Source organism: Paraburkholderia lebeckiae (assembly GCF_050436225.1).
Taxonomy (GTDB): Bacteria; Pseudomonadota; Gammaproteobacteria; order Burkholderiales; family Burkholderiaceae; genus Paraburkholderia; species Paraburkholderia tuberum.
In genome coordinates this window covers 912,422-933,731 of the sequence record NZ_JBNDLU010000002.1, presented here as the reverse complement: position 1 = coordinate 933,731, position 21,310 = coordinate 912,422, and the positions used below count along the sequence as shown (strand labels likewise).

Genomic DNA, 21,310 nt, shown 5'->3' with positions numbered 1-21,310 from the left:
CATCAGCATCAGCATCAGCATCAGCATCAGCGTCCGCATCGGCGTCAGCATCAGCATCCGCATCCGCATCCGCATCCGCGTCCGCATCCGCGTCCGCATCCGCGTCCGCGTCCGCATCCGCATCAGCGTCCGCATCCGCATCCGCATCCGCATCCGCATCAGCATCAGCATCAGCATCCGCATCAGCATCCGCATCGGCATCCGCGTCGGCGTCGGCATCCGCATCCGCATCCGCATCCGCATCCGCATCCGCATCCGCATCCGCATCCGCATCCGCATCCGCATCCGCATCCGCATCGGCATCGGCATCGGCATCGGCATCGGCATCGGCATCGGCATCGGCATCGGCATCGGCATCGGCATCGGCATCGGCATCCGCGTCGGCATCAGCATCCGCGTCCGCGTCCGCATCCGCATCCGCATCCGCATCCGCATCCGCATCCGCATCCGCATCCGCATCCGCATCCGCATCGGCATCCGCGTCGGCATCCGCATCCGCATCCGCATCAGCATCGGCGTCGGCATCAGCATCAGCATCAGCATCAGCATCAGCATCAGCATCAGCATCAGCATCAGCATCGGCATCAGCATCCGCATCCGCATCGGCATCCGCGTCGGCATCCGCATCCGCATCCGCATCCGCATCGGCGTCGGCATCAGCGTCCGCGTCCGCATCCGCATCCGCATCCGCATCCGCATCCGCATCGGCATCGGCATCCGCATCGGCGTCAGCATCCGCGTCAGCATCCGCATCCGCATCCGCATCGGCGTCAGCATCCGCATCAGCATCAGCATCAGCATCAGCATCAGCATCAGTGTCGGCGTCGGCGTCAGCATCCGCGTCAGCATCCGCATCCGCATCCGCATCCGCGTCAGCATCCGCATCCGCATCCGCATCAGCATCAGCATCAGCATCAGCGTCAGCATCGGCGTCAGCATCAGCATCAGCATCCGCATCGGCATCCGCGTCGGCGTCGGCATCCGCATCCGCATCCGCATCCGCATCCGCATCCGCATCCGCATCCGCATCCGCATCCGCATCCGTATCAGCATCAGCGTCAGCATCCGCGTCCGCGTCCGCATCCGCATCAGCATCAGCATCCGCGTCGGCGTCCGCATCCGCATCAGCGTCAGCATCGGCATCCGCGTCGGCATCGGCGTCCGCGTCGGCGTCCGCGTCGGCATCGGCATCCGCGTCAGCATCCGCGTCGGCGTCCGCATCCGCATCCGCATCGGCGTCAGCATCCGCATCGGCGTCAGCATCCGCATCGGCGTCAGCATCCGCATCGGCGTCAGCATCAGCGTCAGCATCAGCGTCAGCATCCGCGTCAGCATCCGCGTCAGCGTCAGCGTCCGCATCGGCATCGGCATCGGCATCGGCATCGGCATCGGCATCCGCGTCGGCATCAGAATCAGCGTCAGCGTCCGCATCGGCATCAGCATCGGCATCGGCATCGGCATCGGCATCGGCATCGGCATCGGCATCCGCATCCGCATCCGTATCAGCATCAGCGTCAGCATCCGCATCCGCATCCGCATCCGCATCCGCATCCGCATCCGCGTCCGCATCGGCATCCGCGTCCGCGTCCGCGTCCGCATCCGCATCCGCATCCGCATCCGCATCAGCATCCGCATCCGCATCCGCGTCAGCATCCGCGTCAGCATCCGCGTCGGCGTCAGCATCCGCATCAGCATCAGCATCAGCATCAGCATCCGCATCCGCATCGGCATCCGCATCCGCATCCGCATCCGCGTCAGCATCCGCGTCCGCATCGGCATCCGCATCCGCGTCGGCATCCGCGTCGGCATCCGCATCCGCGTCGGCATCCGCATCGGCATCGGCATCGGCATCGGCATCCGCATCGGCATCAGCATCGGCATCTGCATCAGCATCGGCATCCGCGTCGGCATCAGAATCAGCATCCGCGTCAGCGTCAGCGTCCGCATCGGCGTCGGCATCCGCATCCGCATCGGCATCGGCATCGGCATCGGCATCGGCATCGGCATCGGCATCGGCGTCAGCATCCGCGTCGGCGTCCGCATCCGCATCCGCATCGGCGTCAGCATCCGCATCGGCGTCAGCATCCGCATCGGCGTCAGCATCCGCATCGGCGTCAGCATCCGCGTCGGCATCCGCGTCGGCATCTGCGTCGGCATCTGCGTCGGCATCGGCATCCGCGTCGGCATCGGCATCGGCATCCGCATCGGCATCCGCGTCAGCATCCGCATCCGCGTCGGCATCCGCATCCGCATCCGCATCGGCGTCAGCATCCGCGTCGGCGTCAGCATCCGCATCGGCGTCAGCGTCCGCGTCCGCATCCGCGTCGGCGTCAGCATCCGCATCCGCATCCGCATCCGCATCCGCATCCGCATCAGCATCGGCATCGGCATCCGCGTCAGCGTCCGCATCCGCATCGGCATCCGCGTCAGCATCGGCGTCAGCATCCGCATCGGAATCAGCATCCGCATCCGTATCGTCGTCAACTGCACCCGGCGGCGTCTGTTCATCCACTACAGCAGGAGCGCTGCCGCCATTACCACCACCGCTCGCGGCAGCAATCCCCGCACCCAGCGCGGCAAGCGCACCCAGGCCCAGGAGGCCGAAGCCCACCAGACCGACACCCGGCGCAGCGACGAGATTCGCGCCGAAACCGTTCAGTTGCGCCGCACCCAGAACCAGAGGCGAGTCCGCGCCATCCACAAGAAAAGCGGCCTCATGATCATCCTCGCCGTCCGCAGCGATATATTCGTGATACGACCCGTCTTCACCCAGGCCGACCAGCTCGCCTTCATTGCCGTAGAAGTCCTCAATGATCAGTTGCGGCTGGTCGAGCTCCGCCCCTTCCAGGCTGACCAGAAGATTCTTGCCGGAGCGTCGCACGGTAATGTTTTCGGGGCCGTGGCCGGTCTTGCTCTCGGCCAGAATGAATTTGCCACCTTTGATGGCGCTTACACGAACGGGAGCGCCTTGCGCGGACCCGCGCAATTCAACAGTCTGCTTGATGGTGCTGCCGTCGACAACGGCCAGCTTCACTGAACTGGTACTCATCATAGTAGTTAGTAGTGCCTCTTTGAGTGCGTATGCTGGTCCACCTGGCCAGCGTATAGATAGAAAACGGCGACATGGCAGTCGCAAGATTGCTGCTCTACCTCCCTCTATTCTTGATGGGTGAGCAATAAAACGAAATATGACGAGTTCGAATTTGACGAGACAGAAACGAGACATTTCTCGGCACGGGAATCGCGAGCAGCGGTGCCTGTGCACGATTGCGTAAGGGCTAAACAGACAGTTGTCCGATGTTTCTCGCCTCTGTGCGCCAGACGCAAAAAGGGCCGCCATCCAGAAAGGAAGGCAGCCCACCGCGACGCCCTGTATCCGGTGCGGCTCTGATCCGCAACACCTAACCGCCGGAGCGCCCGGTCTCCAGCCAGTCAACGAGCGAACCTGCGGACGCGTGCTCCCGCAGTACCGCCGCGTAGCCATCGAACCGGTTCGTCACTTCGCTCACGCTGTTGCCGTAGTGATCGTTCTCCGCAAGGAGCACATCGAGCAGGGTTCGTTTGCCCAGGTGGTACCACTGTTCGAAGAAGGCCTTGCGCACCTGATCGGTTTCAGCGGAGAGTCGTTTGTACTACTCCGCGCGGGCGAGCCCTGATCCGCAGTGCGCGGCTCGTGATGACGCCCGCCGGGCCCGGCTGCATTTGCCGAATGACAGGAACAGAGATCCCCCGGCCTGCATGGCAGGCGCGTAAATGCAAAGGCCGCTTGCTGTCCACCCCGATGGCGGCGTGAGCCACGTCCCCTGCGTAGCCGCCCCGATCAGGGAGGCGTTCCACCCCCGCGCCAGCGTGGAGAATATTGAATGCCGCTGCGATTCCAGATGGTTCAGATAGGCGACGAAACCCGATAAATAGTGCTCGACGTCGTCAATGCGGACCCGGAAGGCATGGTGGCGGATGAAGAAGCTGCCAATGATCCTGCCCGGATTGGCAAAGTACATGGCGAGTTCCGGCCAGAAATGTCATTTAACAAGCGCTGTGCTCGCGCACGCAGTGCATGGAAGAATTTAGCCCTGAATCAACCGCAACTAATCCGTTACAGCCCGAAGATCTGACTGCACCTGACAGTGCCCTTCTTTTTGAAGATTCGTGTCTATCGGCGTTGTTCCGGTGGCCGCGAGCGCTCGCTGCCACTGCTCGATGAACTCACGTTTGCTCGATTGGGACGCAAACACGAACTCATTGAGCTTCCCGTTAAAACATACCTGATCCCTGTCGCGCAACTCTGCATAGGCGAGCAGCACATTGATTGCAGGAGTCTCTGTTTGTCTGGTCATCGCGACACTCCCCGTTCTCGGAAGGCCCTCACCGTTTGCCTGGGCATGCGGTAAAGGCCGGTAGGTACGCGACCTTCCCGATTCAGGAAGATCGCGCCTCAGGGCTCAACATCAGGGCTCAGCATCCCCCCATGCCTTTATCGGGCCGGGCCCGACAGACTCAGTTGCACCACCACCCGGCGGTTGGGCTCATTGCAGGCAATCTTCTGCTGCATCGTGCCGCTGCAGTCGGCGACCACCGGATCGGAATTGCCCGCACTTTCCGCGGTGATCTTCTGCGCCGGAATACCCTGCTCGATCAGCATCCGGCGAACCGTCATCGCACGCTGCTCGCCAAGCTTCTGCGCCGCCGCCGCCGAGCCGATCAGGTCCGCGTGGCCGATCACCGTCACGGCTTGCAGCGAGGTGTTTTCCCCGCGAATCTGCTCAGCCAGATGTGCAATTGCCGCATGGCCTTTGACAGTCATGTCGCGATTGCCAGACTTGCCGAAGGCGAACAGCGTGTCGCCCTTGAGCGTGTATTCTTTCGCCGCGACAGGCTGCGCCACCGGGGCTGACGTCACCGGGATCGACGCAGGGTCACACGCCTCCACTGCCGATGCGCGGGAAAGCACGTGCATCTGGGCGCGCATGCCTTGCAACTGGGCTTCGGCTTCGTTGCGCGGCATCATGATCGGTGCGTCATTGCTGCCAGCCGGCCTGACCTTCACGAAGTAGGTCATCCCGCCCTTCAGTTCAGCGCGGGATCCACCGGTGGTCTTGCCTGTGTACAGCGGCGCATCGTGGATGTACGCACCCAGCGTGTGTTCGCCCGGCTTCACGCAGAAGATGCTGTAGCCGTTAGGCAGCAACGCGGTCTGCAGTTCGCCATCAACGTAGACGTCAGCGGCGGCCGAACGACCCGCCCCGGCCGATGCGTCACGGTAGTAGACGATCTGCGCCTGCTGCGGGCCGACCTGTCCGACCGGCGCGTAGGTCTGGCCGAATACCTTGCCCGGCTGTGTGCCGGCGCCGGCCATCGGTCCGGCACCGGATGCGCCTGTCTGGGTAGCCAGCGACTGCTGGTTGGAGAAAGTGTGCTGTGCGACGGCGGGCAAGATGCCGGCTGTCACGAGCAATGCGCCTGCGAGCGCACGCATCAGGGTTTGATTGAAAGTCATGATCAGTTCGTCAAAAACGGTCCCCCGGGCAGCAGCGATGCTGCTCAGGGAGCCTGATTAAATGGTTGGTGATTCCGGGTCCGCGACGCAGGTCATGCGTCGCGGATCATCCGGAGTTCAGTGGTTAAGCAGCGTCGTATCGACACCGTGCTGTACCAGCAGTTCGGCGTTCAGACCCGAGTGGTAGAAGACGTCATACGCGACGCCGCCCACGGTCGTGGTGCCAGACTGCTGCATCCAGTTGCCGACGTCGCCTCCGTCCGGCAGCAGATCGGACAGGTCGACCTTGTCCCCCGCATTGCCCTTGACCATCACCTGCGTGCGGCCGTCGGCAACGAACAGGTCCTTGCCGCCCAGATCGAGCACATCGCCCAGCGAAAGCCTGAGCGTGTTGTTGCCCGTGCCAGTGATGTCGAACACTTCAATCGACGACAGCTTGCCGTGATGCTCGTTAAGCAGGTCCAAGGTCAAGCCTGCTCCTGACAGCTTCAGCGTATCGATACCGCCTTCGCCATCAAAAGAGACACTGCCACCCTGGAAACTCGCCAAACCTGTCGCCTCCGTAAACGCCGGTCCAAGCTCAGGTTGACCGAACTGGAACACGTTGCTCTCATCGTCGCCGACGAAAGGTCCATAGCAGGCATGTAGCCCATCGACAACAGTATCGAAAGAGAAGTCCAGAAGACTAACGCTGTCCTGCGAGAAGCCGAACACCAATTTGACCGTGGCGATCGGCTCGCCGTTTAACGGCGCGTCAAAGTGATAGTCCACGCTGCCAGTACTTGCAGTGATAGCGGTTCTTCCAATCTCGTGTCCTGCTGCATCCAGATACGCTATGTAGTTGCCCGAACCGATACCAACCTTGCTCAAACGGAGCGACACCGAACTTGCGGGGTCTTCGAGCTCGATGTTGATGGATTCCGACACCAATGCCCCCTTCGGCCCGAGCACAAGACCTCTGTCCCCCCCAAGACGACGAATAGCCGTTCACCTTAGTTGAGTCCAGAGTAAAGCCGTTGAAGCCGATAAGTTTCTGATCCGCTCCTATACTCCACGTCACAGTTTCAAAGTCCTCATGGTGATGGGTGTTCAAATAGAGATTGCCAGCACCATCAACAAGCCCAACCGCGCTAATCCACGAACCCACTTCCAAGACAAAACAATCCACGACTGCAATCCCCGAGGCGATGTCGGAAGGCGTCAGCTCGTAACCTGATTCAATCGAATTGACGGTCGCGTTGTTATAGATGACTCTATCACCCGCTGCCGCACCTTCAGGCAATACGATCACCAGCTTATTACCACGTACCTCCCACGAGATCGGCGCACCCGGGCCCGTCGTCTCGAGCGCTACATCTTGCGATACCACCTCGCCGCTGTTGCCGTACGCATCGGCCACGCGTGTCTGTATCGTCCAGTCGGCGACGTGCGCCGTATCGTCCTGGAACAACCAGTTTCCCTTATCGTCGATCAACGCGTCGTGCCACGTCTTGCCATCGTCCGTTGAGACCTGAACCATCTCGCCAGCCGCCAGTTCCGCCGTCAGCGAACCCATGATCAGGCGCCCCGCTGAACCGTCATGGGTCAGGAAGTCGACGGTGCCGCTATCCTTGCCCATATAGGTGACATGCGCGAGCACAGGCTCCCTAGGCTCCACGATCACGGTCCACGGGTCCGACGGCCTGCTTTCATTACCCGCCGGATCGCGTTCCACCACCGTGAACTCATGCTCGCCTTCGTCCAGCGGCGTATCAGGCGTGAAGCTCCAGTTGCCATCCTCGTCGACCTCCGTCTCGCCAACCGGCGTGCCGTTGTCGATCACGACGATCGTGTCACCCGGTTCGCCCTTGCCCACCAGCGTCGGCGTCGTGTCGTCCGTGCTGCCGCCATTGTCCACAGCACCCTGGATCGGACCTTCGTCGTCAATCACTTCGCCAATGACCGGCTGGTCCGGCGGCGTCGTGTCCACGACTACCACGTGCGGCTCCGACGGCCTGCTTTCGTTGCCCGCGGGATCACGCTCCACCACCGTGAACTCGTGCTCGCCTTCGTCCAGCGGCGTGTCCGGCGTGAAGCTCCAGTTGCCGTCCTCGTCGACCTCCGTCTCGCCAACCGGCGTGCCGTTGTCGATCACGACGATCGTGTCACCCGGTTCGCCCTTGCCCACCAGCGTCGGCGTCGTGTCGTCCGTGCTGCCGCCATTGTCCACCGGACCCTGAACCAGACCCACGTCGTCAATCACTTCGCCAATGACCGGCTGGTCCGGCGGCGTCGTGTCCACGATCACCACGTGCGGCTCCGACGGCCTGCTTTCGTTGCCCGCGGGATCACGCTCCACCACCGTGAACTCGTGCTCGCCTTCGTCCAGCGGCGTGTCCGGCGTGAAGCTCCAGTTGCCGTCCTCGTCGACCTCCGTCTCGCCAACCGGCGTGCCGTTGTCGATCACGACGATCGTGTCACCCGGTTCGCCCTTGCCCACCAGCGTCGGCGTCGTGTCGTCCGTGCTCTCGCCATTGCCCACCGGTCCCTGAACCAGACCCACGTCGTCAATCACTTCGCCAATGACCGGCTGGTCCGGCGGCGTCGTGTCCACGATCACCACGTGCGGCTCCGACGGCCTGCTTTCGTTGCCCGCGGGATCACGCTCCACCACCGTGAACTCGTGCTCGCCTTCGTCCAGCGGCGTGTCCGGCGTGAAGCTCCAGTTGCCGTCCTCGTCGACCTCCGTCTCGCCAACCGGCGTGCCGTTGTCGATCACTACGATCGTGTCACCCGGTTCGCCCTTGCCCACCAGCGTCGGCGTCGTGTCGTCCGTGCTGCCGCCATTGTCCACAGGACCCTGAACCAGACCCACGTCGTCAATCACTTCGCCAATGACCGGCTGGTCCGGCGCAGTCGTGTCCACGATCACCACGTGCGGCTCCGACGGCCTGCTTTCGTTGCCCGCGGGATCACGCTCCACCACCGTGAACTCGTGCTCGCCTTCGTCCAGCGGCGTATCAGGCGTGAAGCTCCAGTTGCCATCCTCGTCGACCTCCGTCTCGCCAACCGGCGTGCCGTTGTCGATCACGACGATCGTGTCACCCGGTTCGCCCTTGCCCACCAGCGTCGGCGTCGTGTCGTCCGTGCTCTCGCCATTGCCCACCGGTCCCTGAACCAGACCCACGTCGTCAATCACTTCGCCAATGACCGGCTGGTCCGGCGCAGTCGTGTCCACGATCACCACGTGCGGCTCCGACGGCCTGCTTTCGTTGCCCGCGGGATCACGCTCCACCACCGTGAACTCGTGCTCGCCTTCGTCCAGCGGCGTGTCCGGCGTGAAGCTCCAGTTGCCGTCCTCGTCGACCTCCGTCTCGCCAACCGGCGTGCCGTTGTCGATCACGACGATCGTGTCACCCGGTTCGCCCTTGCCCACCAGCGTCGGCGTCGTGTCGTCCGTACTCTCGCCATTGCCCACCGGTCCCTGAACCAGACCCACGTCGTCAATCACTTCGCCAATGACCGGCTGGTCCGGCGGCGTCGTGTCCACGATCACCACGTGCGGCTCCGACGGCCTGCTTTCGTTGCCCGCGGGATCACGCTCCACCACCGTGAACTCGTGCTCGCCTTCGTCCAGCGGCGTGTCCGGCGTGAAGCTCCAGTTGCCGTCCTCGTCGACCTCCGTCTCGCCAACCGGCGTGCCGTTGTCGATCACTACGATCGTGTCACCCGGTTCGCCCTTGCCCACCAGCGTCGGCGTCGTGTCGTCCGTGCTGCCGCCATTGTCCACAGGACCCTGAACCAGACCCACGTCGTCAATCACTTCGCCAATGACTGGCTGGTCCGGCGCATCAACATCGGCATCGGCATCGGCGTCCGCGTCCGCGTCCGCATCCGCATCCGCGTCAGCATCCGCGTCAGCATCGGCGTCAGCGTCCGCATCAGCGTCAGCATCGGCATCCGCATCCGCATCCGCGTCAGCATCCGCGTCGGCGTCGGCGTCGGCGTCGGCGTCAGCATCCGCATCAGCGTCAGCATCCGCATCAGCGTCAGCATCCGCATCGGCATCTGCATCAGCATCCGCGTCGGCATCTGCATCTGCATCTGCATCTGCATCTGCATCCGCATCAGCGTCAGCATCCGCATCAGCGTCAGCATCAGCATCAGCATCCGCGTCGGCATCAGCATCCGCGTCGGCATCAGCATCCGCGTCCGCATCCGCATCCGCATCCGCATCCGCATCGGCGTCGGCATCAGCATCCGCGTCCGCATCCGCATCCGCATCCGCATCCGCATCCGCATCGGCATCGGCATCCGCATCGGCATCTGCATCCGCATCGGCGTCCGCATCGGCATCCGCATCTGCGTCAGCATCGGCATCCGCGTCGGCGTCCGCGTCCGCATCAGCATCAGCATCAGTGTCGGCGTCGGCGTCAGCATCCGCGTCAGCATCCGCATCCGCATCCGCATCGGCGTCAGCATCCGCATCAGCATCAGCATCAGCATCAGCATCAGCATCAGTGTCGGCGTCGGCGTCAGCATCCGCGTCAGCATCCGCATCCGCATCCGCATCCGCGTCAGCATCCGCATCCGCATCCGCATCAGCATCAGCATCAGCATCAGCGTCAGCATCGGCGTCAGCATCAGCATCAGCATCCGCATCGGCATCCGCGTCGGCGTCGGCATCCGCATCCGCATCCGCATCCGCATCCGCATCCGCATCCGCATCCGCATCCGCATCCGCATCCGCATCGGCATCGGCATCGGCATCGGCATCGGCATCGGCATCGGCATCGGCATCCGCGTCGGCATCAGCATCCGCGTCCGCGTCCGCATCCGCATCCGCATCCGCATCCGCATCCGCATCCGCATCCGCATCGGCATCCGCGTCGGCGTCGGCATCCGCATCAGCATCAGCATCAGCATCAGCATCAGCATCAGCATCAGCATCAGCATCAGCATCAGCATCGGCATCAGCATCCGCATCCGCGTCCGCATCCGCATCCGCATCCGCATCAGCGTCAGCATCCGCATCCGCATCAGCGTCCGCATCGGCGTCAGCATCCGCGTCGGCGTCGGCGTCGGCGTCGGCGTCGGCGTCAGCATCGGCATCCGCGTCAGCATCAGCATCAGCATCCGCATCCGCATCCGCATCGGCGTCAGCATCCGCATCGGCGTCAGCATCCGCATCGGCGTCAGCATCAGCATCCGCATCCGCATCCGCATCGGCGTCAGCATCGGCGTCCGCATCCGCATCAGCATCAGCATCCGCATCCGCATCCGTGTCCGCATCCGCATCCGCGTCCGCATCCGCGTCCGCATCGGCATCGGCGTCCGCATCCGCGTCCGCGTCGGCATCAGAATCAGCGTCAGCGTCCGCATCAGCATCAGCATCAGCATCAGCATCCGCATCCGCATCCGCATCCGCATCCGTATCAGCATCAGCGTCAGCATCCGCGTCCGCGTCCGCATCCGCATCAGCATCAGCATCCGCGTCGGCGTCCGCATCCGCATCAGCGTCAGCATCGGCATCCGCGTCGGCATCGGCGTCCGCGTCGGCGTCCGCGTCGGCATCGGCATCCGCGTCAGCATCCGCGTCGGCGTCCGCATCGGCATCGGCATCGGCATCGGCATCGGCATCGGCGTCGGCATCGGCATCCGCATCGGCATCCGCGTCAGCATCCGCATCCGCATCCGCATCCGCATCCGCGTCCGCATCCGCATCCGCATCCGCATCCGCATCCGCATCCGCGTCAGCATCCGCGTCAGCATCAGCGTCAGCATCAGCGTCAGCATCCGCGTCAGCATCCGCGTCCGCATCGGCATCGGCATCGGCATCGGCATCGGCATCGGCATCCGCGTCGGCATCAGAATCAGCGTCAGCGTCCGCATCGGCATCAGCATCGGCATCGGCATCGGCATCGGCATCGGCATCCGCATCCGTATCAGCATCAGCGTCAGCATCCGCATCCGCATCCGCATCCGCATCCGCATCCGCGTCAGCATCTGCATCTGCATCTGCATCTGCATCTGCATCTGCATCTGCATCTGCATCTGCATCTGCATCCGCATCGGCATCCGCGTCAGCATCGGCGTCAGCATCCGCATCGGAATCAGCATCCGCATCCGTATCGTCGTCAACTGCACCCGGCGGCGTCTGTTCATCCACTACAGCAGGAGCGCTGCCGCCATTACCACCACCGCTCGCGGCAGCAATCCCCGCACCCAGCGCGGCAAGCGCACCCAGGCCCAGGAGGCCGAAGCCCACCAGACCGACACCCGGCGCAGCGACGAGATTCGCGCCGAAACCGTTCAGTTGCGCCGCACCCAGAACCAGAGGCGAGTCCGCGCCATCCACAAGAAAAGCGGCCTCATGATCATCCTCGCCGTCCGCAGCGATATATTCGTGATACGACCCGTCTTCACCCAGGCCGACCAGCTCGCCTTCATTGCCGTAGAAGTCCTCAATGATCAGTTGCGGCTGGTCGAGCTCCGCCCCTTCCAGGCTGACCAGAAGATTCTTGCCGGAGCGTCGCACGGTAATGTTTTCGGGGCCGTGGCCGGTCTTGCTCTCGGCCAGAATGAATTTGCCACCTTTGATGGCGCTTACACGAACGGGAGCGCCTTGCGCGGACCCGCGCAATTCAACAGTCTGCTTGATGGTGCTGCCGTCGACAACGGCCAGCTTCACTGAACTGGTACTCATAGTAGTGCCTCTTTAAGTGCGTATGCTGGTCCACCTGGCCAGCGTATAGATAGAAAATGGCGACATGGCAGTCGCAAGATTGCTGCTCTACCTCCCTCTATTCTTGATGGGTGAGCAATAAAACGAAATATGACGAGTTCGAATTTGGACGAGACAGAAACGAGACATTTCTCGGCACGGGAATCGCGAGCAGCGGTGCCTGTGCACGATTGCGTAAGGGCTAAACAGACAGTTGTCCGATGTTTCTCGCCTCTGTGCGCCAGACGCAAAAAGGGCCGCCATCCAGAAAGGAAGGCAGCCCACCGCGAAGCCCTGTATCCGGTGCGGCTCTGATCCGCAACACCTAACCGCCGGAGCGCCCGGTCTCCAGCCAGTCAACGAGCGAACCTGCGGATGCGTGCTCCCGCAGTACCGCCGCGTAGCCATCGAACCGGTTCATCACTTCGCTCACGCTGTTGCCGTAGTGATCGTTCTCCGCAAGGAGCACATCGAGCAGGGTTCGTTTGCCCAGGTGGTACCACTGTTCGAAGAAGGCCTTGCGCACCTGATCGGTTTCAGCAGAGAGGCGTTTATACTGCTCCGCACGGCTGAGCATGGTGTGCGCATCCTGATCGGCGGTGCGAATGCCGTACTCGAGGTCACGCCGCTGCTGGTCGAGGCGCTGCCACGAAGCCTGTGCCCGGTACCCTGCCGCAGCCGTCGCCGCCTGCGTCGAACCGCCGCGGAATGCCGCCCAGTTGAGCGTCAACATGGTTTGCCATGGCGCACGTTGTCCCGCGCCCGTGCCTCCGATTCCGGCATTCGCATTGACAACCAAATTCACCGACGGCAGGCCCGACGCTTTCACCACTTTGGCATTCAGGTCGGCCGCATTTGCCTCGGACTGAATCTGATGCAAGCTCGGATGAGCATTCACCCGCTCCAGGAGTTGCGGCAGATTGCCCGGTTGGAGCGGCCAGTCGCGCGCGTGCGGAATCGGCGGTACGCTTTCGCCCAGCAGCTTGTGCAACGCCAGTTCCGCATCACGTGCCTTCGCTTGCGCTGAATCGCGCGCAGCTTCAGCCTGCAGCAGACGCGCCTTGGCCTGCGTGAGTTCGCTGCCGCGACCACGGTCGACAGCCACAATTTCGCTGAGCATCGTCACGAGCGTGGCCATACGCTCAACAAATTGCTGGCTCACGTCAACGATCGTGCGCTGCTTGCCCAGTTCAACGAGCGTGCTCGTCACCTCGAACGCATTCTGATTGCGGGCCGCTACATAACTACTGAGCGCGGCATCCGAAAGTTGTTCACGACTTCCGATTGTGTTCTTTGTGCGCCCCCAGTCGTACACCGTTGTCGTGACGTTCGCCGTCACTACGTTCCCGTTGTTGGAGCCATTTCGATTACCGGGACCAAATTGCACACCCTGTGTCTGCGAACCGATGTCGACTTGCGGCCACCGCAAGCCTTTCGCTTCGTCGACGTCTGATTTCGCGGCTTCGTAGGCGGCATACGCCTGCCCGACTTCGGGACTGCGCTTCTCCGCTTCCTCGACGGCGCTCAGGAAGATACGGCGCAGCGTGGCGGAATCCACCGGAGGTCCTCCCTCGCTACTGGACGGTTGCGTTTCGAGCCACTGTGAGAACGTCACCGGAGGAGCATGGCTTCCCGGGATCGACGGCTGTTTAATCTCGACCGGAGTCGATCTGCTTGCAGTTGCTGCATCGCTCGCCAGCGCCAGATCAGACTTCGTTTGAGCGCCCGCAATGGCACTCGCCGGCAAGGCGAGCACGACCAGCAGCGACGAAACCAGCAATGACAGGGGGCGGAGCCGCAAAGCGGAGAAACCGTCCCCGTTGGTGAGGGGCGCGGCAGCCTGTACGTCAGGAAAATCGTTTCGAGTCATGATCGTAACCGGTTAGATTGAAGTATGTGGTGCGACACCTGAACCGCAATCCAGACTCAGAAAACAATGAAACAATGCTCGTCGTTTAAAGGATCGATTCGGCTAATTCGGGTGACCTGATGAACGAAACACGAGATTTCGTACTGGCTCCAATTGTCCGGATATCGGTGACCCCGCGAAATCAGACAGCCGCGACAACATAGTGAGACTGGTACGAATTTTTAGTTCGCAGTCTTTCACAAGCACTTCCGCGCGCGATTGTCTGACCAGATAGGGCTGCCCGTATCGACAGTGGCCGACCCATTGCTCGCCTATTTTCATCGAACCGTTGGCGCGAGAGCGGCGTGTTGAACAGGCGTGCGGCGAGGTGCGGATAGGGCACGTTCATGGCTGTGCCGAACAGTGAAGTTGTCACACGATTTCCTGCCGCGTTCGAAAGTCCTGGGAGCGGCATCGTTTCTGACTAGTTCGATATACTGCAAAATGTTATTCTCATACCATCTCATTTATGTTCTTGAGTTCTGCACGGAGATAGCCATGAAGCGCTTCTCTCTGATTGAATTTTCGAACTCGCACAGCCATGCAAGCATCGCGAACCATGCCCACTTCCGTCTCGTTCCCGTGGGCATGCTGTCGGTGCTGCGAAATCTGTTTGGCGCGCATCGCTAAGATGTGCAACATATCTTCCAGGTTCACGCATTTCCGCCTGTCGGGGCGAGAAACTGTGAAGGAGAAGGGTAATGCCAAAGTGCCGACTGCTGCGTCGTTAGCCACTTTGTCTGTCACCTGCAGGTCTGAGGGCACGTAGTCTCGCTACGGAAAATCTTCACCACCGCAAATCGATCTTTGGTTTCGATCTGCTTTTGATTGTGATTTTGACGGAACCCACCACACTCCTTGTACGAGGGTTAGGCGAGAACGCTGGCAACTATCTGTCGAATCTCGCCACTTTGTCGATGCGTAGCTATGCATATGAATCTCTGCGCGCCGATGACGGGCTCAATGACCGGACGATTCTCTACTGAAAGTGGCGGATTACGTGGCCGCCTTTAGCCGGCATTTTTATCGCGCGGACTTCGCGGGGTCATATGATCTGTCAATTCGTCGTCGGCGCGCTGCTTGTGCTAACCATCATCTGACATAGATAACGGTGTTCGAAGACAGCGCGATCAGGATCGATGCGCATGCTGCCGCCGGTGCGATCACGCAATCCGCGAGGGTCTGAGGGTGATCGCGGCGATAACACTCATTGCCGCATCGGCTCTTGCCATAATCATGTTCATGTTGTCCTTCGGGCGGAGGCGCCGGCCGAAAACCGACTACGCTCATAGCTCGCTACACATGGCCGACCACCAATGTGCAGACCTGTCACCACTGGCGGCCATTGGAAACAACGTCTTGATCGTGAGCTGAAATCCGTTAGTGTCACGAATCGTCGTGACCGTCCTGGAAAATCACGCAGCTTGAACCGCCATGTGTTTTCTGAATAGACTTCCGGGCCTGATCGTTGTACTTATCGGTTCGGTCCGGCTGAATTCTTTTCAGATCTTCTAATTGCAATGCACGGAATTATCCTATGACAGTATTTCAGGTGGCGGGAGTGTTTGTTCACCCTAGTCGCGATTTTTGGCGTTATCAACCACCGCTACATCAAGCTGCCCGATACACTCGGCATCACAGCTGTTGGATTGATCACCTGCCTGATCGTATCGGCGCTGGCTTTCCACTATCCTGAGATGGTTACGCAGGCCCGCAAGATCGTCACCCGGATCGACTTCTCCGATATCGTATTTCATGGCTTTTTGAGCCTGCTACTTTTCGCAGGAGCGCTTCACGTCGACCTGTCACGCATGCGCGAGCAGCGGCGCGTAGTGCTGATGTTGGCTACTGTCGGTGTGCTCATCTCCATTGGCGCGGCTGGAGCGGGGTTCTATTACGTGGCTCAATTGCTTGGACACCCGATCAGTCTGCTGTGGTGCCTGGCGTTTGGGACATTGATTTCGCCGACCGACCCGATCGCTGTGCTTAGCGTACTCAAGAAGGCCGGCGCACCCCAAATCGATGCACAGCAGGTTGGCGTAGATAAGTCCTTCAGTACCGAAGGTTCCCCAAATCGCGCATGAAGTTGAAGAATGTGGAACCCTTGTCCGGACCCTTCTTTAGCCATTCTTCGAGGAATTTGCGATTCTTGGCGACCGCCTTTGCTACGTACGCACTTGCCCCAGCACCCTCGGGCCGTACTATCCAACCCTTTCCACCGAATTCCCTGCCAATAACCATGATGCGCCGCGCATCAGGATCTTTTGGCCCGCTCACTAGAAATGGCGTCGAAAGCCCTCGATCTTTCGCTATAGCGGGATCCAGAAAGGACGGGTCTATTCGCTCCAGGATCTCGGAGTAGCGCGCTTCAAGTATTTCATCCATAGCGTCGTTTCGTGTCTTAGGGGATAGCCCATGCGCGCGTCCCTTGGATTTTTAATAAGCCACTGCGCACGCAAGCACAGTCATCAGCGCTCAGGCTAGTCGAATAGCTAAGATTCCTAGCCCGGTGTCGAATGACCCTTCAGGAAACGCTGATCAATGGGTTCGCCGCCACCGTTGTCGACGAGTCAGTTTGAAAGCGTCAGAACGGCGAACGAATTTTTGTTGTGACCGGGATGAGTTTTGCTCGAATACGGGCCAACTGCTCGCGTTTTTCATACACATGACGGACTTTCCCCATGTGTCGAGCGCAGTCGGTTCTTCGCGATCACCAGATTAGCCAAGGCGAACAGACTGAACAGTTGCGCCGTGTTCTTGGCTAGACCTTTGTAGCGGACCTTGCGATGGCGGAACAGATTCTTGACGACATGAAACGGATGCTCGACCCGTGCGCGAATCTGCGCCTTGGTTCGCTCGACCTGGATCAGCAGATCCTTCAGCGCACCGTCACGCATTGCCTTGATTTTTCCGCGCTTGACAGCCACACGCCACTGCACCGGATTGCCGTGCATCCCGTCGCGCTTTTCAACGCCCGTGTAGCCGGCATCGCCGAACGCTTCCCGCTCATGCCCGTGCAACAAGGCATGGGCTTGCGATACGTCCGATACGTTGGCCGATGTACCCACCAGGCTATGCACCAGACCCGAGTCGGCATCGACGCCGATATGCGCCTTCATGCCAAAATGCCATTCGTTGCCCTTCTTCGTTTGATGTATCTCGGGATCGCGGCTGTTCCCGGCGTTCCTGGTCGACGGCGGCGCCTCGATAATCGTCGCATCGACCAACGTGCCTTCCTTCATCAGCAAGCCGCGTTCGCACAGCGAAATGCCGATCTCGTCGAACAGCTTGCGCGTCAAGTCATGCTCGACCAGCAGGCGGCGGAACTTCAACAACGTGGTCGCGTCTGGCACGTCGTCGACCGCCAGATCGACGCCGGCAAACGCACGCATAGCGATGCTGTCATACAGCGCGTCTTCCAACCCTTCGTCCGACAGCCCGTACCACTGTTGCAGGAAGTAGATTCTCAGCATACGTTCCAGGCCTATCGGCGGTCGGCCCCGCTTGCCCTTCGGGTAGTACGGCGCGATGGCCGACAGCAAACGTGGCCAAGGGACAACCTTCTCCATCTCCGCCAGAAAGCGCTGCCGCCTGATTACGCGCTTCGCGCCCTTGCTTTCCGCTTCTGCAAAACCGATCTGCCGCTTCATCGCCGTGGATCCGTTCCGTGAGCCTCTTAACGTCCTCGGTGGCCGATGCGATGACCGCCGAGCCGAATAAATCAGTGTTTCCCTAGCCGATGCAGTGGCGAAGATCGGTCAGAAACGGAAGGAATCGACGAATCCGGTTTAGGGCAGAAAAACCCGCACGGCTAGCGGACGTCTCTAGATGGCGAAGTCCGCGAAACCCATACTGGTCTTGTGGTGCCGGGGACCGGACTTGAACCGGCAGGCCCGAAGGCGGCGGATTTTAAGTCCGCTATGTTTACCAATTTCATCACCCCGGCAGAGGTGGCAATCGCGCGTGGTCGCGAATTCTACCATCGCCTCGCGGCAGCCCCAAAAAAGCGCCCGACACCCGCATTCATCCACAAGTCACAAACGTTGCCGATAATCCGGTCACGAAAACGATTACAGCGGGCCGCAAACCGATGACGCCGACGATCAAGGATGTCGCCGCCCACGCGGGCTTTTCCATCGCCACGGTATCGCGCGCGATCAACGCGCCGCACACCGTGAACCCCGTCACGCTCGACAAGGTACGTCAGTCGATCGATGCGCTGAACTTCCGCCCCAGCCCGCTCGGCCGGCAATTGCGCGGCGAGCGCACGCGCCTCGTCGGCGTCGTCCTGCCGACGCTCGCGAACCCGGTGTTCGCCGAATGCCTGCAAGGCATCGACGATCTCGCGTCAGCGCAAGGCTATCGGCTGATGCTGATGACCACGCAGTACGACGTGGACCGTGAACGTCACGCAATCGAAACGCTGCGCGAGCATCGCGTCGAAGGACTGATCCTGACCGTCGCCGATGCCGACACCCATCCGCTGCTCGACGAACTCGACCGCGACGGCCTGCTATACGTGCTGATGCACAACGACACGGTGCGCCGCCCGTCGGTGTCGGTCGACAATCGCCTCGCCGCCTACGACGGCGTGCGCCGGCTCATCGCGCACGGCCATCGCCGCATTCTGATGCTGGCCGGGTCATTCGCGGCGTCGGATCGCGCGCGTCAGCGGCATCTCGGCTACACGCAGGCGATGCAGCAGGCCGGCCTCACGGCCGCGCCCGCGCTCGAAGTCGATTTCAACGCCGACGAACTCGCGCCGTCCGTGCTCGCGCACCTGACGCACGGCGCAAACCGTCCGACCGCCCTCTTCTGCAGCAACGATCTGCTCGCGATGGTCGTGATGCGCGGCCTGCGTCGCGCGCGTCTGAGGATTCCGCAGGACATGTCGATTCTCGGCTTCGACGGCCTCGCAATGGGCGAACTGCTGTCGCCGGCGCTCGCGAGCATCTGCGCGCCGAATCGCGAAATCGGCTGTGCGGCGTGGCAGCGCTTGCTCGCACGCATCGGCGTCGCGCGCGACGCGCGCGCGTTCTGCGCAACCTCGCGCGCGTTGACGCTGCCGCACAGCTTGCGCGAAGGCGCGACGATCGCGGCGCTCGGGTCGCACGCGAATCTCGACGGAGCGTCGCCGACCCACGTCCCGAGCGCTGCGGCCGCCATCGAGAAGCCGCCCGCATAAGAAGCCCAATGAAGGCACGCGCATACGCGCGCCCTGGCTGTTATCCCCAACCCGCGCAACCCATCCGACACAGGGAGACCCGCAGTGCCCCGCTCAACCTCACGCTTCGCATCCTCGCTCATACCGCTGTGGCAAAAACTCTCGCGCGCCGCCGCGACCGCACTGCCGGCGAGCCTGCTCGTCGCCGGCGCGGCGCTCGTCGCGCTGGCGCCGCAAGCCGCGCACGCCGACGAAACCGCGATCTGCTACAACTGCCCGCCCGAATGGGCCGACTGGGCGAGCCAGATCAAGGCGATCCAGCAAAAGACCGGCATTCGCGTGCCGTTCGACAACAAGAACTCGGGACAATCGATCGCACAGCTGATGGCCGAGCAGAAAAGCCCGGTCGCCGACGTCGTGTATCTCGGCGTATCGTCGGCGTTCCAGGCCAAGGACAAGGGCGTGATCCAGCCGTACAAGCCCGCGCACTGGGACGACATTCCCGCCGGCCTGAAAGACCCGCAAGGCTACTGGTTCACGATCCACTCGGGCACGCTCGGCTTCTTCGTCAACAAGGACGCGCTCGAAGGCAAGCCGGTGCCGCGCTCGTGGGCCGATCTGCTGAAGCCGGAATACAAAGGCATGATCGGTTATCTCGATCCGTCGAGCGCGTTCGTCGGCTATGCGGGCGCGGTCGCGGTGAACCAGGCGCTCGGCGGCACGCTCGACAACTTCGAGCCGGGTCTCGACTGGTTCAGAAAGCTCAAGGCGAACGCGCCGATCGTGCCGAAGCAAACCGCGTACGCGCGTGTGCTGTCCGGCGAAATTCCGATCCTGCTCGACTACGACTTCGACGCGTACCGCGCGAAGTACAAGGATCACGCGAACGTCGAGTTCGTGATTCCGCAGGAAGGCACGATTTCGGTGCCGTACGTGATGAGCCTCGTGAAGGGCGCCCCGCACGAAACGAACGGCAAGAAGGTGCTCGACTTCGTGCTGTCCGACGAAGGCCAGAAGCTGTGGGCGCAGGCGTATCTGCGGCCGGTGCGCGCGAGTGCGATGAGCGCCCAGACCGCCGCGCAGTTCCTGCCCGCCAGCGAATACGCGCGCGCGAAGCCTGTCGACTTTGCGAAGATGGCCGGCAAGCAGTCGAGCTTCGGCGAGCGCTATCTGCAGGTGATGCATTGAACGACGTCACGTTCCCGCTGCGCTGGCGCATCGCGTTGCCCGCGCCCGCGCTCGCGGTGTTCATCGCGTTCTGGCTGCTGCCGATGGGCGCGCTCGCGCAGCTCTCCGGCGGCGGCCACGCGTTCGCGACCTATCGCGCGATGCTGACGAATCCGCGCTATATGTCGAGCCTTGGCGCGACCGTCGTGCTGTCGGCGGCGGTCACGGCGGCCACGCTGGTGCTGTCGGTGATCGCGGGGCTGCTGCTCGCGCGTCGAGAGTTCGCCGGCAAGCGCACGCTGCTCGCGCTGCTGACGTTTCCGCTCGCGTTTCCGGGCGTCGTCGTGGGCTTCATGGTCATCATGCTCGCCGGACGTCAGGGGTTGATCGGCGCGCTGTCGCTGAAACTCGCAGGCGATCGCTGGGTGTTCGCGTATTCGATGAGCGGCCTGTTTCTGGGCTATCTGTACTTCTCGATTCCGCGCGTGATAGTCACCGTGATGGCATCGGCGACCAAGCTCGATGCATCGCTCGAAGAGGCCGCGCGCTCGCTCGGCGCATCGCCGTGGCGCATCATGCGCGACATCGTGTTGCCGGCGCTGTCGCCCGGACTGATCGCGGCGGGCGCCGTGTGCTTCGCGACCGCGATGGGCGCGTTCGGCACGGCGTTCACGCTCGCCACCGACATCGACGTGCTGCCGATGACCATCTATACCGAGTTCACGCTGAACGCGAACATGGTGACGGCCGCGGGCCTGTCGATCGTGCTGGGCATCGTCACGTGGGCGGTGCTGGCGATCGCGCGCAGCGCGAGCGGTTCGGGCGTGGCGGCGAGCGCATGAACGGCGCGTCGCTTGAAGCCAGCATGAG

The 21,310-nt window shown here is 62.1% G+C and carries 15 protein-coding genes and 1 tRNA gene; 6 read left to right on the top strand and 10 right to left on the bottom strand.

What is annotated here, in order from left to right:
* Positions 1–3,401: 3,401 nt before the first annotated feature.
* From OKW45_RS19075 to OKW45_RS19045, 7 genes are all read right to left on the bottom strand, one after another.
* On the bottom strand, positions 3,402–3,602 hold the full coding sequence (locus tag OKW45_RS19075) for a hypothetical protein (protein ID WP_018417429.1): 201 nt from the start codon (positions 3,600–3,602) through the stop codon (positions 3,402–3,404).
* A 30-nt stretch (positions 3,603–3,632) separates the two neighbouring features.
* Entirely contained in the window at positions 3,633–4,001 is a 369-nt protein-coding gene (locus OKW45_RS19070; RefSeq protein ID WP_018417428.1) for a hypothetical protein, read from the bottom strand.
* A gap of 87 nt (positions 4,002–4,088) precedes the next feature.
* The gene (locus tag OKW45_RS19065; RefSeq protein ID WP_429470478.1) at positions 4,089–4,337 is read right to left on the bottom strand and encodes a hypothetical protein; all 249 of its coding nucleotides are present in this window, start codon (positions 4,335–4,337) and stop codon (positions 4,089–4,091) included.
* A 137-nt stretch (positions 4,338–4,474) separates the two neighbouring features.
* On the bottom strand, positions 4,475–5,497 hold the full coding sequence (locus OKW45_RS19060) for an OmpA family protein (RefSeq protein WP_429470476.1): 1,023 nt from the start codon (positions 5,495–5,497) through the stop codon (positions 4,475–4,477).
* 117 nt (positions 5,498–5,614) lie between these two features.
* Positions 5,615–6,268 carry a hypothetical protein gene (locus tag OKW45_RS19055; RefSeq protein ID WP_429470475.1) on the bottom strand — a complete coding sequence of 218 codons (654 nt, stop codon included), beginning with the start codon at positions 6,266–6,268 and terminating at the stop codon, positions 5,615–5,617.
* Entirely contained in the window at positions 6,252–12,182 is a 5,931-nt protein-coding gene (locus OKW45_RS19050) for an Ig-like domain-containing protein (RefSeq protein WP_429470473.1), read from the bottom strand. Before OKW45_RS19050 ends, OKW45_RS19055 begins: the two co-directional genes overlap by 17 nt.
* Positions 12,183–12,525: 343 nt before the next feature.
* Entirely contained in the window at positions 12,526–14,070 is a 1,545-nt protein-coding gene (locus OKW45_RS19045; RefSeq protein ID WP_429470471.1) for a TolC family protein, read from the bottom strand.
* Positions 14,071–14,607: 537 nt separating this feature from the next.
* Between OKW45_RS19045 and OKW45_RS19040 the strand changes: the two genes are divergently transcribed.
* The 3 genes from OKW45_RS19040 to OKW45_RS19030 all read left to right on the top strand — a co-directional run bounded on the left by OKW45_RS19040 (position 14,608) and on the right by OKW45_RS19030 (position 16,193).
* Positions 14,608–14,739, top strand: a complete 132-nt coding sequence (locus tag OKW45_RS19040; protein ID WP_429470469.1) for a hypothetical protein — start codon at positions 14,608–14,610, stop codon at positions 14,737–14,739.
* Positions 14,740–15,104: 365 nt separating this feature from the next.
* Entirely contained in the window at positions 15,105–15,209 is a 105-nt protein-coding gene (locus OKW45_RS19035) for a BCCT family transporter (protein WP_113061947.1), read from the top strand.
* A 465-nt stretch (positions 15,210–15,674) separates the two neighbouring features.
* Entirely contained in the window at positions 15,675–16,193 is a 519-nt protein-coding gene (locus tag OKW45_RS19030) for a cation:proton antiporter domain-containing protein (RefSeq protein ID WP_429470468.1), read from the top strand.
* Here OKW45_RS19030 and OKW45_RS19025 read toward each other — a convergent pair.
* The 3 genes from OKW45_RS19025 to OKW45_RS19015 all read right to left on the bottom strand — a co-directional run bounded on the left by OKW45_RS19025 (position 16,162) and on the right by OKW45_RS19015 (position 18,055).
* Complete coding sequence (locus tag OKW45_RS19025; RefSeq protein WP_429470466.1) at positions 16,162–16,494, bottom strand: hypothetical protein; 333 nt, start codon at positions 16,492–16,494, stop codon at positions 16,162–16,164. The two genes, OKW45_RS19030 and OKW45_RS19025, sit on opposite strands and share 32 nt — an antisense overlap.
* 272 nt (positions 16,495–16,766) lie before the next feature.
* Positions 16,767–17,759, bottom strand: a complete 993-nt coding sequence (locus OKW45_RS19020) for an IS5 family transposase (protein WP_429470465.1) — start codon at positions 17,757–17,759, stop codon at positions 16,767–16,769.
* 211 nt (positions 17,760–17,970) lie between these two features.
* Positions 17,971–18,055: transfer RNA gene (locus OKW45_RS19015), tRNA-Leu, on the bottom strand.
* 144 nt (positions 18,056–18,199) lie between these two features.
* Between OKW45_RS19015 and OKW45_RS19010 the strand changes: the two genes are divergently transcribed.
* The 3 genes from OKW45_RS19010 (at position 18,200) to OKW45_RS19000 (ending at position 21,282) form a co-directional block, all read left to right on the top strand.
* Positions 18,200–19,294, top strand: coding sequence for a substrate-binding domain-containing protein (locus tag OKW45_RS19010; RefSeq protein ID WP_018421097.1), 1,095 nt, complete (start codon positions 18,200–18,202; stop codon positions 19,292–19,294).
* An 84-nt stretch (positions 19,295–19,378) separates the two neighbouring features.
* Positions 19,379–20,461, top strand: coding sequence for an ABC transporter substrate-binding protein (locus OKW45_RS19005; RefSeq protein ID WP_429470463.1), 1,083 nt, complete (start codon positions 19,379–19,381; stop codon positions 20,459–20,461).
* Complete coding sequence (locus OKW45_RS19000; RefSeq protein WP_429470461.1) at positions 20,458–21,282, top strand: ABC transporter permease; 825 nt, start codon at positions 20,458–20,460, stop codon at positions 21,280–21,282. Before OKW45_RS19005 ends, OKW45_RS19000 begins: the two co-directional genes overlap by 4 nt.
* The last annotated feature ends 28 nt before the right edge of the window (positions 21,283–21,310 follow it).

What these genes read in the sequence shown, in the direction of transcription:
- OKW45_RS19070 (WP_018417428.1), bottom strand. Translation starts at nt 4,001, where the DNA reads ATGTACTTTGCCAATCCGGGCAGGATCATTGGCAGCTTCTTCATCCGC.
- OKW45_RS19065 (WP_429470478.1), bottom strand. Translation starts at nt 4,337, where the DNA reads ATGACCAGACAAACAGAGACTCCTGCAATCAATGTGCTGCTCGCCTAT.
- OKW45_RS19060 (WP_429470476.1), bottom strand. Translation starts at nt 5,497, where the DNA reads ATGACTTTCAATCAAACCCTGATGCGTGCGCTCGCAGGCGCATTGCTC.
- OKW45_RS19050 (WP_429470473.1), bottom strand. Translation starts at nt 12,182, where the DNA reads ATGAGTACCAGTTCAGTGAAGCTGGCCGTTGTCGACGGCAGCACCATC.
- OKW45_RS19045 (WP_429470471.1), bottom strand. Translation starts at nt 14,070, where the DNA reads ATGACTCGAAACGATTTTCCTGACGTACAGGCTGCCGCGCCCCTCACC.
- OKW45_RS19040 (WP_429470469.1), top strand. Translation starts at nt 14,608, where the DNA reads ATGAAGCGCTTCTCTCTGATTGAATTTTCGAACTCGCACAGCCATGCA.
- OKW45_RS19025 (WP_429470466.1), bottom strand. Translation starts at nt 16,494, where the DNA reads ATGGATGAAATACTTGAAGCGCGCTACTCCGAGATCCTGGAGCGAATA.
- OKW45_RS19020 (WP_429470465.1), bottom strand. Translation starts at nt 17,759, where the DNA reads ATGAAGCGGCAGATCGGTTTTGCAGAAGCGGAAAGCAAGGGCGCGAAG.
- OKW45_RS19010 (WP_018421097.1), top strand. Translation starts at nt 18,200, where the DNA reads ATGACGCCGACGATCAAGGATGTCGCCGCCCACGCGGGCTTTTCCATC.